This is a genomic window from Acinetobacter sp. ME22, from assembly GCF_022012315.1.
GTDB classification, from domain to species: domain Bacteria; phylum Pseudomonadota; class Gammaproteobacteria; order Pseudomonadales; family Moraxellaceae; genus Acinetobacter; species Acinetobacter brisouii_A.
Genome location: NZ_JAKLTL010000013.1, coordinates 1 through 15,809, shown reverse-complemented (window position 1 = coordinate 15,809; position 15,809 = coordinate 1). Strand labels below are relative to the sequence as shown.

Here is a 15,809-nt window from a genome sequence, read left to right as displayed (position 1 = left end):
TTTGTAACAGTGGCTTGCTCACTGCTCCAGAAATTTCAGCATTTGAACAACATAGTGAGCAGCTATTTTTGAACAGAATATTGATGCGCTGCATTTGACTATGCCAGATAGCTTTTAGATATGCCTATGCTGACTTTACAAGATGAGTTTTGTCAGAAAAAGTGCCAAACAGCATGGCTAACTTCATTCTGTGCAAATGATGATCAGCGGGTGTTACAAGTGGTTTATGCAAACATCCGTATATGCTCACCTTAATCATGGATAAATTGTTCTAAGCGAATCATTGCATAAAAAAATTGCCTCAGATTGAGGCAATTTTCATATTTGGAACATCTTAGAGTTCATTTTTTACTGTCGCCATTTCAGCATTACTGGCTGATTTTTTACTGCGACCAACCACAAATCCGCCAACGAACAGTACCAATGTCACCATAAGCAATCCGAACAGCACGTACATAATGCTCCAAAGAACCGTCACAACACCTTGATCATGATCACCTGTTGGCAGCATTAAGCCCAAAACTGCCATGATCAAGATAATCACCGTCGAACTAAACAAAGTAATGTTGACTTCAAAGGCAAACCAACGACCCAAAACAGGTGGGCGCCATGGCAAAACACCATTGTCATCATAAGTTGCACCGCCATATAAATTGCGCGCAAATACCGCAACAAAGAAACCGCCATAAGCAACTGCGGACATAATTGCAGCGACCCATAAGTGTTGCGGAAAGTCTGCAAACCAGATCATCCAGAGCGCCAACAATGCAAATCCGACAAAACTGTACACCTGCCAAACCACATGGAAACGTGCATGTGGTACCCAAAGTGGATTGGTCATGTGGGTCGAGTTACTGTCAAAAATCAGCGGAATCAGGCTATAACCCAAACTGGTGATGGTCAGTAAAATTTGTATAATTAAAATATTCATCCTTGTGCTCCATGCATTTATTTCTTTGTTTTATGGTGTAGTAATTGCGGGGAATTTAAGCCAATAGATCCAAGGCAACATCCACAATCATGTCTTCTTGACCACCCACCATGCGGCGTTTTCCGAGTTCAACCAAAATATCGACTGTTTTTAAGTCATAACGACTTGCTGCACGTTCTGCGTGACGTAAGAAACTCGAGTAAACACCTGCGTAGCCAAGCGCTAATGTTTCCCGATCGACTCGTACAGGTCGGTCTTGCAATGGGCGCACCAGATCATCCGCAGCATCCATCAGGGCATATAAATCTGTGCCATGTTGCCAACCAAGTTTGTCTGCTGCCGCAATGAAAACCTCCAAAGGTGCATTGCCTGCGCCTGCGCCCATTCCTGCCAGACTGGCATCAATTCGGTCACAGCCTTCTTCAACAGCAACTATCGAATTGGCAACGCCTAAACTCAGATTGTGATGGGCATGAATGCCTGTTTGGGTTTCAGGATTCAGGACATCTTTGACGGCTCGGAAACGGTCACGAATATCCTGCATGTTCATCGCCCCGCCAGAGTCCACCACATAAATGCAGCTTGCTCCGTAGCTTTCCATCAGTTTGGCTTGCTGTGCCAGACCTTGCGGGGTTTGCATATGACTCATCATCAGGAAACCAACACTGTCCATGCCGAGGTTTCTTGCATATTCAATATGCTGTTTGGAAACATCAGCTTCGGTACAGTGCGTTGCCACTCGAACCACACGCGCACCCGCCTGATAGGCATTTTTAAGATCGTGAATGGTGCCAATTCCGGGAATCAGTAATGTGGCAATTTGAGCATGCTGCACAACATCTGCGGCAGCTTCAATCCATTCCAAATCAGTATGTGCAGCAAAACCATAGTTAAAACTTGAACCTTGCAAGCCATCGCCATGGGCAATCTCGATTGAATCAACACGTGCCATATCCAATGCCTGAGCAATCGCCTGCACCTGATCTAAACTGTATTGATGGCGAATCGCATGCATGCCATCCCGCAAGGTCACATCCGAGATATATAGTTTTTTATTTTGAACATCCATGATTGAACTCCTGTTAACCCAGTACCGCCTGTGGTTGCTGTGCCAAAGCCATACGTTCGGCCGTTGCCAGTGCCGCTGAGGTCATAATGTCGAGGTTGCCTGCATAGGCAGGTAAATAATGTGCTGCACCTTCAACTTCTAAAAAGATGGCGGTCTTCAAACCACTGAATGTGCCATAACCTGCAATATGTAAGGGTGCATCTTCAGGAATCACTTCAAACTGAATCTGCTGTTTTAAGCGGTAACCTTTCACATAATTCTGAACTGCAGCCACCATCTTCTGAATACTGTCAGCAATCTCTTGCTGATCGGCCAATTCACTCAGGACATACACCGTGTCACGCATCATGAGCGGTGGTTCAGCAGGGTTCATGATAATAATGGCACGCCCCTTACCTGCCCCTCCGACTACTTCCAATGCCTGACTGGTGGTTTCAGTAAATTCATCAATATTGGCACGTGTCCCAGGCCCTGCCGATTTACTGGCAATTGATGCGATGATTTCAGCATAGTGAACTTTGGCAATTTTTGAGACAGCCGCCACCATCGGAATCGTAGCCTGTCCACCACAAGTCACCATGTTGACATTGTGAGTATTTAAATGTTCATCCAAATTAACCACAGGAACACAGTAGGGGCCGAGTGCGGCTGGGGTTAGGTCAATCAATCGAATATCTGGCTTATGCTGACGCAGCAAGGCTTCATTGTGAATATGGGCATTGGCACTGGTCGCATCAAAAACATATTCGATCTCTTGAAATTCAGGTGAATTAATTAAGCCTTGTACACCCTCATGGGTGGTTGCAACACCCATGCGTTGTGCACGCGCCAAACCATCTGAATCAGGGTCAATTCCGACCATCACCGCCATTTCTAATTGCTGTGAATAGCGCAAAATTTTAATCATTAAATCTGTGCCAATATTCCCTGATCCAATAATGGCAACTTTTGCTTTCTTCGCCATATCTGCTCCTTAATTTTTATTCTGTCACGTAAAATCCAGCACTACCCAGTTGTTGCATTTCAACTGAGACATATTGATTTGGGTAAATCCATTCTGCTGCGGTTGCACCACCCGCCATCACAATCCAGCCTGCTTGTAAGGGTTCGCCTGCTGCGGCTGCCAGTCGTGCCGCCGCCACCAAAGAACGTAAAGGATGTCCCAGTAATGCTGCGGTAGAACCGACATGTTTGACATGACCATCGATATTTAAAGTCAAACCCAAGTTACTAAAATCAGTTTTTGCACTTGCCCAAGAGCCAATCACAAAACCACTTGAGGATGCATTGTCAGCAATCACCTCAGGCAAACTGAATTTGAAATTTTCATAACGTGAATCAATAATTTCTAAAGCAGGTGCAATGGCTTCCACTGAAGCGAGTGCTTGTGCAGCCGTGACATTACCGATTAAAGGTTTCTTTAAAATAAATGCCAACTCAGGTTCACAGCGCGGATGTACATAATTTTTAAAGGAAATACTGGTACCTTCTTCAATCTGCATGGCATCGGTTAGACGCCCCCAAATGACATCGGACAAGCCCATTTGCTGCATTTTGGCACGGCTGGTAAACCCCATTTTGACGCCAACACGCTGTTCGCCCCGTCCTAAACGCTGAGCAATTGATGCCATTTGGATTTCATAAGCTTCTTCTAAACTGAGTTCGCCTTTCGGGTCAAATTGTGCAACTTCTGTGGCATGGCGTGCAGCTTGGTCAAGTAAGCTGGCAAAATTATGGATACTGTTCATGCAGAGACTCCTGAAAAAACGGCACGGACACTGCCTAAACCCTGAATACGTGCTTCAATCACATCACCTGCCTGTACACTAACCATGGCACCTAAAGCACCTGATAAAATGACTTCGCCTGCACGAAGTGGTGTACCAACACTGACCATAGTTCGAGCCAACCACTGCACTGCATTTAAAGGATGTCCCAAGCATGCAGCACCCGCACCTGTGGAAACTGGTTCACCACGACGGGTCATCACCATGCCACATAAACGTAAGTCGAGTTCCGACAAAGCCCGCGGGGTTGTTCCCAACACAAAGGCGCTCGATGATGCATTGTCAGCAATGGTATCGGTAATTTTGATGTCCCAATTCTGAATACGGCTTCCCACAATTTCCAAGGCAGGTAAGGCATAGTCAATTGCCTGCATAACATCGAGTAAACTCGGATTCGGCATATCCAAATCCTGTTTCAATACAAAGGCAATCTCGGCTTCAACCTTGGGCTGAGCCAAAATATCGGTTGGAATTGGATCAGAATCTCCATAACTCATATGGTCAAACAAAATTCCAAAATCAGGCTGGTCAACGCCCAATTGCTGCTGCACAATCACAGAAGTTAAACCGATTTTGCATCCCACTCGACGTGCGCCTTGAGCCAGCTGACGTTCAGTGTTAATCGCTTGAATTTGATATGCTTCATCTAAACTTAAATCGGCCCATTGTCGATGCAGAGGTTCAATCGCATTGCCTGTCTGCTCAGCCTGATACAAAGCATCGGCAGCCGCTTGTAGACGTGCAGTACTCATGCTTCGGCTCCTTCTGCTTCTGTAACCACGGCTTTAACCTGCATTTCATCTTTGGTTTTTCCACCGACAGCCCAATGTGCAGCAGGTGTACTGGTCGCATAGACACGAATGGACTCTAAAGGTGCATCTAAAGTTTCAGCGACCGTTTGCGCCACGGCTTTGACGCAGGCTTTGACTTTGGCACTATCTCGGCCTTCGACCAGTGAAATATGAACAATTGGCATAAGGTATCCCTCTCAAATTGCGACTGTTCCATATCAAAATCGGACATTATTCTGAATATTGTCGAATCGCTGTTCTTGTTATAGTCAAGAATGCGCTGAACCTGAATTGACATCCAATGCTTTTTTAGCCAGTATTTGATACTAAAAAAGTATTGGTTTTGATTTTTAAATTCACCTAATTTACGATTTAATTGATTTTTTTATTTTTATATTAATCATAATTAACTGTTTTTATTGATATATTAAAATCATTAGAATGCGAAAGTTATCATACTTAAATTAATCTACAAGATTCATATCATCATTTTTTAAGTATTAATTTCAAGGAAGAAAGCATATGGACTTAAAACAGATGCGTTACTTTATAGCGCTGGCGGAAGAGCAAAATTTTGGGCGTGCAGCCGAGCGTTTGCATATTACTCAGCCACCCTTAACCCGCAATATTCAAGCTTTAGAACAGGAACTCAATGCTGAACTGTTTTTACGTAATAGCAAAGGTGCAGTGCTCACACCCGCAGGAGAGCTATTTTTAATCAAAGCACGGCATATTTTATCGCTTGCTCAAGATGCCAGTGAGCAAGTCCGTTTAGCGAGTCAGGGTTTTATTGGACAGCTTGATGTCGGCATTTTTAGTTCAGGCATTCTGAATATTATTCCGCAGTTGCTTGGGGCATTTCACGTACAGCGCCCTGAAGTCAAAATTCATTTGCACTCTATGGGGAAAGCCGAACAAATCGCCGCACTTCGCGACCAGCGGATTTTAATTGGATTTAATCGCTTAGTGCCCAAAGAACCTGATATTGCTGTGGAATGGGTACGTCGTGAACCGTATATCGTGGCGTTGTATGAAGGACATCCTCTTTGTGAAAAAGAGGTGATTACTTTGGCGGATCTCGACAATCAACCAATGATTATGTACCCAAATGCGCCAATGCACGGCATGATGCAAGTGATTAGTCAGGCCTTTCAACAAGAAGGTGTCAAATTACGTATAGAACAAGCAGTTGATGATGTCATGACCTCAATGGCACTCGTGGCTAGCCGTTTTGGTTTATGTATTACCACTGAGTCAGCATCCAATTTACGTTTACCAGGTATTGTCTATCGGCCATTACGATCACTAGAATTACAAGACATTGAACTCAGTTGTTTGTACTTAAAAGATCACGACTCAATCATTTTAACTGCTTTTCTGAATTTAATCCGTGAGATGCGCCGCAGTTTTTAGACTCAGAATCCGCATAAATATGAATAAAATAGAATATAAAAACCCTTCAAATCAGATACCTAACTTGAAGGGCAAAAAATAGAAATTTTTAACTAGGCTTAGAAAGAATATTTAAATCCAACTTTTACACCATAGTTACGATAGTCATTACTACCAAGCTGAGAGGTTGCATTGAGCCATACGCCTGCATTTGGGCTAATCTGACCATTTACACCCAGTTTAAACTCAGCAATATTTTTTGAGCCATCTTGCTCAACTTGACCATCATCCATACTAATTGCGTAAGGGTGACTATTATGCAACCAATTCATTTCTACAAATGGTTGCAATGTTGCAGCCTGAGCAGTAGAAGAATTTGCCATATAAGCTTTTAAACCGATACTTGACTGCAAGTTATTGGCATTTCCTACAACTTTTGTTCCATTCGTTTCAGTATGCTCATCAGCATCAATTCCTGACCAGATTAACTGTGCTTTTGGCTGAATAAAATACGCATAGGCTAGGTTAGAGGCAACTTTAAAGGCATATCCTGTTTCTAATGAAGCTGACATGCCTGAAAGATTATATTTTTCTTCGACCAGACTTGTACCATTTACACGTGCATTCAAACTATTCCACAATGCCCAGCCATCAACATAAAAATTTGACTGATTGGCTTGATCTCCAGACAGTGTTGCATAAACACCAATATTATAGCCATCTACAGTTCCTGTAGATTGATAACCACTTATAGATGAATGACTATCACTGGTTGCTTTACCATAACCTGTCATTAAACCTGCTGCAAAATGTTGATCTTGACTGTTGTCCAACTGGACTAGATCAACACCCAACTGAACTGTAGATTGGTTTGTTTGAGTTGAAATTTGCCCTGTTGTATCTTTAAATTTGGTACGGTCTGTAGTGCCTTTGATCCACACTGTTTGCGAATTTGTTTTGCTGGCGGCAAAACGATCTTGTAGATTGATCTCAAATAATGTATTTGCAGCAGCTAGATTTGCTAAATAAGATCCAGCCTCAGGGCGTAATGTTTGTGTTGCAGATGTATTTTTACTGCTGAGATACCAACTTTCAGTATCCGTACCACTTGTATTTCCTTGAACTAATGAATATTCATAAGCACCAGCAACAATACGGCCATTTTGAACAAAAGCATTGGCGGTTGATGTACCATCAACTTCAATCACTTCCAGACCTTCAACCGTTTGTGATCCCGAACCACCCAAATTTGTCACGGTCACGTAGGTTGTACCTGACGCATCACCTGTAATCACTAATTTATCAGTTAGTGAAGCATCATCACCTAATACGCTATCAAGTAATAAACTACCATTATTACCAACATAGTTTCCATTAACTGTGAATGTATCTCCAGCAACAGCATTACTTGTTAAATCAATTGTTCCTGCATTTGTAAATGTACCTCCAGCTCCAACAGTTACGTTACTTGTTGTTGTATCAGCGAGAGTAATTGTACCGTTGTTTGTAAAATCTCCTGAAGCATACCAACTATTACCATCAGATAAGGCTAAGGTACTTCCAGAAGCAATATTGATCGTGCCTACATTGGCATTACCATCTGTAGTAAAAATTGTCGCATCGCTCGCTGAACCAACATTGATCACTGAATTCCCAGAGCTATCCCCTGAGATATCACCATGCACTTCAGGTTGTGTGGTGATTGCTGTTGTACTTGAAAGCAAATTGAGGGTTGCAGCTCCCAAAACCACATTGCCATTTAGCACACCATAGTTATCAATTGATGAACTGACTGTTCCAGCATTGTAAATTGCATAACTTGAACCCGTGATCGTACCACTATTGATCAAAGAGCCTAGCAAACCAGCATTGTAAACACCTGTACTACTTGATGAAATTGTTCCTGTATTATTAATGCCATCTACAAGGCTTCCAGTATTGTAAATACCATATGAATTCCCTGAAATAATTCCATTATTAAGAATTGCACCATTTACAGTACTGGCACTAACTAAAACACCAGTAGTACCACCATAAATTTCACCATTGTTGATAATATCGCCATTTACTGTTGTGCTTGCATCACTGATATAAATTCCAGCAATATCACCACTCATATAGCCTGTTGTATCATTGAGGATATCACCATTAATTGTTGATGCTTTTTGTATACGCAAAGCTGCTTCATCACCCCATGCATCACTCGTGCTGACAACACTTCCTGAGTTATAGATTGCTGCGCCATTTACCGTCGTACCTGCACTGACAGTTGAGCCGTTGAAAACTTCAATACCATGTCCAGCTGCATTGATTGTGCCTGTGTTGACAATACCATCACTCACAGAACCACCATTTTCAACACGAATACCACGTCCATCATTGGTCACAAGTGTTCCATCGTTGGTCACGGAAGTTGCACTTGTTCCAGTCACTAAAATAGGTGAGCCTGTTGTGATATTAATTGAACCTGCATTCGTGACGGTGACACTTGACCCACTACTCACGCTACATGATGCTGTCATTGCTGAACTAATTGTTGTGGGACAACTTGCTGCATTTGTATGCAAAGAAATCGTAGAGAATGTACAACCAAGCAAAGCTGATCCCAAGACCGCAGAAATCTTAGAATCACCTAAAATGCTGCGTTGATCTTTTTTCACTTGGGTGTTACTAGCACCTGAACCATTTTTTCCTAATTCAGAACATACCTGAAAGCAACATTTTGCTGCACACCAAACGATATTGTAGACTTTATTCACGCAGACCCCTTTATGCATAATGTATGCAGAAATGATATTTATTTGTAACTGCGCGATATTAGTATTTAATTGAATAATGTCAACTAGTTAACGTTTTTTTAAAGTTATGTGATATATTTTGAAACAATATATTATTCAACATATTATTAAAATAAAATACAACTTTTGCGGATTCATTCCCCATACCTGATTACATACGAATGCAGTTACGCCCTTCATTTTTGGCACGATACAGGTTTTCATCAGCTATTTTAAAAACAGTTTCTACATCTTTCGAGCTGGATGGCCAGTAAGCAATGCCTATTGACACTGTAACAGTACCTATCATCTCCATTGACTGATTGGCGAGTTTCTTTCTTAAATTTTCTGCCAATGAATAAGCAAGATCCACATCAAAAATTGGTGAAAGTACGACAAATTCTTCCCCCCCAATTCGGCAACAAACATCATCACTACGGAAACTGGCTTTAATATGAGCAGCCAATTCTTTCAATACAACGTCACCTTTATCATGCCCAAAGCTATCATTAATGCGTTTAAAATGATCAATATCAATAAAAATTACGGAAAATTCTGTATTAGTTTTTACCAGCTCTTTAATAAAAAAATCCATACCACGACGATTATATAAACCAGTTAATGGGTCAGTATTAACATGATGATTAAGCTCAGAAATAGTTTCTTTAAAATACTGTGAGCTTAATAATAAAGACATTTTAAACTTGAGTACTTCAACAAACCACGGCTCTACTTTCTGAATTTTTTCATCTATTTCAGGATGATTTAAATTACTTGCCATTTTGGCTAAATCTGAAAGTGGGTTAGAAATCAAATAAGAAATACGCCAGATAAAAAAGAAAATTAAAAGATAGAATATTAGCATTGCAAATAAAATTTTATAAATAATTTGATTAGCCTGATCGAGTAATTCATGTGTTGGCTGCTGTGAAACCACAATCCAATTGGTAACAGGAATTCTGGAAAATCCAGCTAAATTATCAATACCAAGGCTATTCACCAAGCGGATTTGACCCTGTTTATTTTGAGTCATTACATCAAGACCCGTATTATTTTTTACAATATTACCAATGCGTTTTGCATCAGGATGAAAAATAATTCGTCTTGAACTGTCCATGACATACATATAATTTTTTTTGTAACCATATTGACTTGCAAGCATCTGGCTCAAAATATTGTCTTGTTTTAAGTAAATTGTTGCCCCAACAAATCCAAGATATTGATGTTTTTGGTTAAAAATAGGCTGTGAGATAAATACAACTAAGTTTTTAGTGACAGAATAATATGGTGGTGTAATCACAGCTGATTTTTTCGCTAATGATAATTTAACACCTAATGTTTGATTCACTACACGAGTATCAAGATTTAAACTATATGGTGAATAACTCACAAAATTTCCTGACTCATTTCCAATAATCACACTATTGAAATAATTAGATTGATATTTTAATCGATCAACTTCCGCTTGACGTTTTTTTGAATCTTGAAAATTTTCTGATAATATTTTTGCACTATAAGCCAATTCACGTTGCATAATCATAAAATGACTATTAGTTCCATTGGCAATTTTTGAAGCATATTCTAAATTCACTGATAAGGAGTTTTGAATCAGCTCTTTCTTTTGAACATAATAACTGACTAAAATTGAAACTAAAAATAAACTAAACACACTAAATGCTGCTAAACATAAAATGAGTTTTCTGAGATCAAGGTTCAGAGAGTAAATCGTTTTTCTTAGCCACATTCTTAATCTAATAATATTCATCTTTAAAAAATTATTATAAAGCTAAAAAATAATGAGAATCAAAATAATCTAATCTCGTAGTTTTCATATTTTAGATATAATGAGAAATTAGTCACAAATTTAATGTAAATTTATTTTAAGACAAGTATAAAGATCATTTCATAAGTTAGTTTTTACTCAAGACTCTATTGTAAATTCTAGCAATTCATTAAACCTCGATCTCAAATAATGTCCAGCAAGAATCTTAAAAGTTTTGAGATTGCCAAATATACACTCAATTTCAATTCTTCTTTTATTGATTTTTCAGTTGTAATTTTTAAATTCAGGATGCAATTTACAGCACCTTTTGGCTTTTAACGGTAATAAAATATTCAGAGACACAGCCACAATACCCTGAGAACCCTTATCTACAAGGATAAAAGCACGAGCAGAAATTTTGTTTAAATAACGTTTAAATAGTTTGAAATCATACAATTGATTTCATACTGCTAAGATGTATGAATCTTATTGACTGAGGCTTTGGAAGCTTCTCTCAGCTAATAATTTGATGCAATACGTCTGATTTCTATCAAATTGCAGTGATGAGAACATAAGCATTAACTGTTAGGAGTCATTCATTTCACCCTAGCGATCTGGTCTTGGTATCTTTCCGAAGTTCAGCATTTTTTGGTGAGAATCACCACATATACTTGTTGGTCTGCAATAATCTGACAATATTTTTGGTATCATAAACAATAAAATTACATAACTTACGCAAGTTATGAAAAAAGCAAGCTTGTCAGGAATTCGTCCACATATGGCCGCCCAATTGAATACTTTAGCATCACATTAGCCGTCTAAACACCATATCAAGGCAATTACTTTCATAAGTGATAAAGTTATTTAACTTATGTAAGTTATGAAAAAATTAAGCTTGTCAGGAATTCGTCCACATATGGCCGCCCAATTCAATACTTTAGCATTACATTAGCCGTCTAAACACCATATCAAGGCAATTACTTTCATAAGTAATGAAGTTATTTAACTTATGTAAGTTGTGAAAAAATTAAGCTTGTCAGGAATTCGTCCACATATTTTCTTTCAATTGAATACTTTAGCATCACATTAGCCGTCTAAACACCATATCAAGACAATTAATTTCATAAGTAATGAAGTTATTTAACTTATGTAAGTTATGAGAAATTTAAGTTTGTCAGGAATCCGTCCACATATTGCCCTCAAGCTGAATGTTTTATTGTCATATCTGCCGTCCAGTAATCATTGAAAGGGAATTACTTTTACAAGTGATGAAGTTACTTAACTTACGTAAGTTATGAGAATTATCAAGCCGTCAGGAATCTGTCCACATATGGCCGTCAAGCTGAATGCTTTATTGCTATATCAGCCGTCCAGTAATTATTGAAAGGCGATTACTTTCATAAGTAATAAAGTTACTTAACTTATGTGAGTTATGAGAAATAAATCATTTAAATTTTTCTTTGAAACCAACTTCTAATAAATACTGATAATATTTTTTTACATTTTGCTGCTCCTGAAGCTCGCAAGCTATTCTTTCACGAAAGTCATCTATTGACTCACCAACATTCGCATACTTCGCTCCAAATTTTGGGTATAAGGTTAAGTCACATAGTTTATTTGCAAAAAAAATACTCTGCTTTGGAGTCAGTAAGTAACTTGGCTCTAGCACAATTTCATTTAAGTTTAAATTTAGATCGACTTTAAAATCAAATGAGAATTCTATATGTGTAATTGTTCGTCCTTCTTTTCTTTGAACATAATTCACATCAATATCTGTAAATTTATTAATTTGGTCTATTGCAACTGTAAGCACACGCTTCTTAAAGTCTCCCATTACCTTATATTCATTTTCGAGTAGACCTAGCTTTTCTCTTAACTGAAGAATACTAATATATAATTTTCCTTTTCCTTTCCATCTAATCAATAATTCATATAGGCGTATAGCATAGACACTTGATAGTTGCGAAATTTGTTTTAATTCATAGCGCGTGAATTTTTCTTCGAGCTTGACAAATAATTGTAAAATATCTTGTGTAAATACAAGCTGAGCGCAAGCAGCTTCTTTGACATACCCAACTTTAGAGACCCAACGGCTTTTATAAATCGCTGGTTTCCCTGTTAGAGGGTCTATAGCTTTATAGGTAAGCCTACGCTCAAATAGATTGTCACATGCGGTCTGTAGGGCCTCATACGCTGATTGGCGACCTAAATTGAAGTGCTTCATATATTCAGAAGCATGAATTGTCAAAACAGTATCTGAGCTAAGATCCTTTTCAATATCCCTTGCCGCAATAATTGCAATTAGAATTAAGCGTTGTTCAGATAAGTTTAAAGAGTACGACGCTTCAATTAAATTATTATCTTTATAAATTACATTTGCCATATCATGACTCATAATGAAAACACTATTTGTGGACAATACCAACTAATGTCCATAAATGGAAGCTTTTCTATGTCAGGAATCTGTCCATATATGTCAGGAATCTGTCCATATAATGACAGGAATTTGTCACTTTGAATCACGGAATTTGTCCATATAATGACAGGAATTTGTCCATATAATGACAGGAATTTGTCCATATATATTCTCTGAAAGCTATATCTTGTAAGCTTTACAGCGGATCTATAAATATAAAAATAAATAAAATATAAATTTAAAAAAGAGATTTGCTTGTGGATAACTTAATAAAAAAACTTATTTTCCTATTTATAGTTGATTGAATTGATAAAAACTTATACATTACTAGCAATAAAATTACGTAACTTACATAACTTATGATTGTTTTAGTTGGTGGTGAAAAAGGTGGAGCTGGAAAAAGCTGTCTTGCCCAAAACTTGAGCGTTTATTTGCAAAGAAAAAATAGAGATGTGCTTTTATTAGATGCAGATCCTCAAGGAACAACGACAGACTGGATCAAAGAGCGAGATGACAATGAAGAATTGAAAAATATTCCATCGGTTCAAGCATCAGGAAATATTCGTCTTGTTTTAAAAGATTTAGCAAAAAGATACCAAGACATTGTGATTGATGCTGGTGGACAGGATTCTGAAGCATTACGTTCAGCAATGACAATAGCAACACATATGCTACTTCCATTTAGACCAAAACGTAGAGATTTAAAGACATTAGATCATATGGAACAAGTGTTAAAATTAGCAAAGGCAGTAAATCCTGATTTAAATGCACGGGCTATTATTACTCAATGTCCAACTTTACCATCACAGGTTCAACGTATTTTAGATGCAAAGGACGCATGTTTATCTTTTGGCATAAAAGCATTAGATCAAATAACCACAAATCGAAATGTTTATGATGATGCTGATGAAAATGGTCTTTCAGTATTTGAAGTAACAAGTGACCCTAAAGCAAAAGCGGAAATTGAAGGCATCGCACAAGAATTCTTAGGAGTGTAATTTATGGCAGGTCTTAGTGGTTTGAAAAAGAAAACTGAAGAAATTTCAGAACAAGATCAGCTTGTTGAAAGTTTCATTTCTGGCGCTGAAAAAAGAGTTAAAGATTTAGAAATTTCTCAAAAGAAGTTTGTTCGCTGTACATTTTCATTAAATGAAGAATTAAGTCAGCTTATTGATGAGCTTATTGTTAAGAGTAATAATGCACGTGTGAATCGATCAAGTATTGTGAGAATAGCTTTAGAATCATTAGCTGGACAGACCCCTGAAGAGTTTCAGAACCTCATTAATAAAAATTCTAAATAAAACAGCCTGTAAATAATTTTGTATAATCATTGTTTTGCATAAATTGTACTCGTTCAAATTTGATCTGACAGTTAGCTATTTTTTAGTGTGTCTGTTAGGTTGAATTTGAGCTAAATTCTTCTTAGCCCGAATTCGCTTCCCATTAAATAGTGTTTCTATGCGCTCAAGCGCAGCAATTTGATGATCATTTAACTCATTTTATTTTTAGCCACTTTGCCCTTTAAAGCTCTCAGTCTCTTTTTAAAGTTCTCTAAATTGAGTAAGCCCACTTTGTATTTGATTGTTAGTATGCAACATGAGAAAGTTTTCTTTATTTGATTGAGATTCCACACCATTTATCAAAATAGGTAAATTTCCCTTTATTCAAAATAAATGTCTGATCAGATTTGAACTAATACACTTTTTAAAATCTTATTTTAAAAAATTTAATACATGTATTAAACATTTATTTAAGTTGTTTTTTAATTTTGTAAATTAAATCATAAAAATATTTATTAATATTTTTATATATTTATTTTTGCAAATTTGTTATTTTCTCCAAATACTTATACAAGCAAACCACTCTGATAAAGAATAATCACTATGACCTTTAAAATTCTTATTAGCTGCATATTTCTTGTACCAACCATCGCTTCAGCTAACGCATGCTACACAAAGTCCGATACCTTAATAAAACAACTATATAAGACTTTTCCAGTAGATGGATCGAACAACATACTAGATGCAAGCCCTGCACTACTAAATAGATTCTTTTCTAAGCAGCTTACTAACCTCATCATCAAAGATAAAAAATGTGCTGAAAGGATACAGGGTATTTGCAATATTGAGTTTGATATCTTGACTGGTGCGCAAGACTCTCTAGACCAAAATAAATACCACTATTGCAAGCTGCTCGCACACAGGCGATAGTACGATTGGAATACGACCACATCTCACAATTCTTAATTTTTAGAATAAGCTCAAAGACCAAGTATATATTAATTGAAGATATTGAATACAATGAAGAAATAAATTTATTGAAAATATTAAATAGAAAAGTTATATAAAACAGTAATTATATGATTTTTTTAAATTAAAAATGAAACTAAAATACATGTACTTTAGTTTCATTAAATATGTAAATTCTATGGCGGAAAAGTTAATGATATTCGTAAAAAATGTATTGTGTATTGTGCTTGGTTTTTTTATTCCATTAATTGTATCGGCACTCTTATTATTCCTTGTTTTTGCTATTTCTATTCTTCTACAACACCCTAATAATTCAACAATTGAGGGTATTATCTATGCTAGAACTTTTGCCTTACTCTTATTAGGGACTGTATTTTTTTCTGGAGTTCAATCAATCATTTATAGTTTCATTATGAACCTATCTGTTTTACCAAAGCTGAAGAAAACCAAGAATATTATCCTACTAAGCAGCATGTTAGGCGGGTTGTCTGGGCTAGGCATTCTTGTTTTTAATCTAATTCTTGATCGAACTTTCCATTTTGACCTTTGGTACTTCTACATCATTTTATTAGGTTTTGTTGTTGGTGCAATTTCTGGGTATCTATTGTTAAAAATTAGATCTTTGCTTTTTTAAC

The 15,809-nt window shown here is 37.5% G+C and carries 13 protein-coding genes; 4 read left to right on the top strand and 9 right to left on the bottom strand.

Annotated features, from left to right (window positions below; genetic code table 11):
• Nucleotides 1-334 precede the first annotated feature (334 nt).
• Genes LVY74_RS14715 through LVY74_RS14690 form a run of 6 tightly spaced genes read right to left on the bottom strand, consistent with a single transcriptional unit; the run spans nucleotide 335 to nucleotide 4,763 of the window.
• Nucleotides 335-931: a hypothetical protein gene (locus LVY74_RS14715; RefSeq protein WP_237815691.1), complete on the bottom strand. Its 597-nt coding sequence runs from the start codon at nucleotides 929-931 to the stop codon at nucleotides 335-337.
• 55 nt (nucleotides 932-986) lie between these two features.
• Nucleotides 987-2,000 carry a 4-hydroxy-2-oxovalerate aldolase gene (mhpE, locus tag LVY74_RS14710; protein WP_237815690.1) on the bottom strand — a complete coding sequence of 338 codons (1,014 nt, stop codon included), beginning with the start codon at nucleotides 1,998-2,000 and terminating at the stop codon, nucleotides 987-989.
• Between the two features lie 13 nt (nucleotides 2,001-2,013).
• The gene (locus tag LVY74_RS14705; protein ID WP_237815689.1) at nucleotides 2,014-2,964 is read right to left on the bottom strand and encodes an acetaldehyde dehydrogenase (acetylating); all 951 of its coding nucleotides are present in this window, start codon (nucleotides 2,962-2,964) and stop codon (nucleotides 2,014-2,016) included.
• 16 nt (nucleotides 2,965-2,980) lie between these two features.
• On the bottom strand, nucleotides 2,981-3,748 hold the full coding sequence (locus tag LVY74_RS14700; RefSeq protein ID WP_237815688.1) for a 2-keto-4-pentenoate hydratase: 768 nt from the start codon (nucleotides 3,746-3,748) through the stop codon (nucleotides 2,981-2,983).
• Nucleotides 3,745-4,539 (bottom strand): 2-keto-4-pentenoate hydratase, encoded by a 795-nt coding sequence (locus LVY74_RS14695; RefSeq protein WP_237815687.1) that lies wholly within the window; start codon nucleotides 4,537-4,539, stop codon nucleotides 3,745-3,747. Before LVY74_RS14695 ends, LVY74_RS14700 begins: the two co-directional genes overlap by 4 nt.
• On the bottom strand, nucleotides 4,536-4,763 hold the full coding sequence (locus tag LVY74_RS14690) for a tautomerase family protein (protein WP_237815686.1): 228 nt from the start codon (nucleotides 4,761-4,763) through the stop codon (nucleotides 4,536-4,538). Before LVY74_RS14690 ends, LVY74_RS14695 begins: the two co-directional genes overlap by 4 nt.
• A gap of 337 nt (nucleotides 4,764-5,100) precedes the next feature.
• Here LVY74_RS14690 and LVY74_RS14685 point away from each other — a divergent pair, with 337 nt between their 5' ends.
• Nucleotides 5,101-5,991, top strand: a complete 891-nt coding sequence (locus tag LVY74_RS14685; RefSeq protein WP_237815685.1) for a LysR family transcriptional regulator — start codon at nucleotides 5,101-5,103, stop codon at nucleotides 5,989-5,991.
• 98 nt (nucleotides 5,992-6,089) lie between these two features.
• Here the strand turns inward: LVY74_RS14685 and LVY74_RS14680 are convergent, their stop codons facing one another.
• From LVY74_RS14680 to repM, 3 genes are all read right to left on the bottom strand, one after another.
• Entirely contained in the window at nucleotides 6,090-8,729 is a 2,640-nt protein-coding gene (locus LVY74_RS14680; RefSeq protein WP_237815684.1) for an autotransporter outer membrane beta-barrel domain-containing protein, read from the bottom strand.
• Nucleotides 8,730-8,919: 190 nt separating this feature from the next.
• A complete protein-coding gene (locus tag LVY74_RS14675) occupies nucleotides 8,920-10,512 on the bottom strand; it encodes a sensor domain-containing diguanylate cyclase (RefSeq protein WP_237815683.1) in 1,593 nt (530 codons plus the stop codon).
• A gap of 1,441 nt (nucleotides 10,513-11,953) precedes the next feature.
• Nucleotides 11,954-12,892 (bottom strand): replication initiation protein RepM, encoded by a 939-nt coding sequence (gene repM, locus LVY74_RS14670; RefSeq protein WP_237815682.1) that lies wholly within the window; start codon nucleotides 12,890-12,892, stop codon nucleotides 11,954-11,956.
• Nucleotides 12,893-13,284: 392 nt separating this feature from the next.
• On the opposite strand from repM, the gene LVY74_RS14665 reads away from it, so the two are divergent.
• The 3 genes from LVY74_RS14665 to LVY74_RS14655 all read left to right on the top strand — a co-directional run bounded on the left by LVY74_RS14665 (nucleotide 13,285) and on the right by LVY74_RS14655 (nucleotide 15,808).
• Complete coding sequence (locus LVY74_RS14665) at nucleotides 13,285-13,923, top strand: AAA family ATPase (RefSeq protein WP_237815681.1); 639 nt, start codon at nucleotides 13,285-13,287, stop codon at nucleotides 13,921-13,923.
• Between the two features lie 3 nt (nucleotides 13,924-13,926).
• On the top strand, nucleotides 13,927-14,226 hold the full coding sequence (locus LVY74_RS14660; RefSeq protein ID WP_237815680.1) for a hypothetical protein: 300 nt from the start codon (nucleotides 13,927-13,929) through the stop codon (nucleotides 14,224-14,226).
• Nucleotides 14,227-15,352: 1,126 nt separating this feature from the next.
• Nucleotides 15,353-15,808 (top strand): hypothetical protein, encoded by a 456-nt coding sequence (locus LVY74_RS14655; protein ID WP_237815679.1) that lies wholly within the window; start codon nucleotides 15,353-15,355, stop codon nucleotides 15,806-15,808.
• Nucleotide 15,809 lies beyond the last annotated feature (1 nt).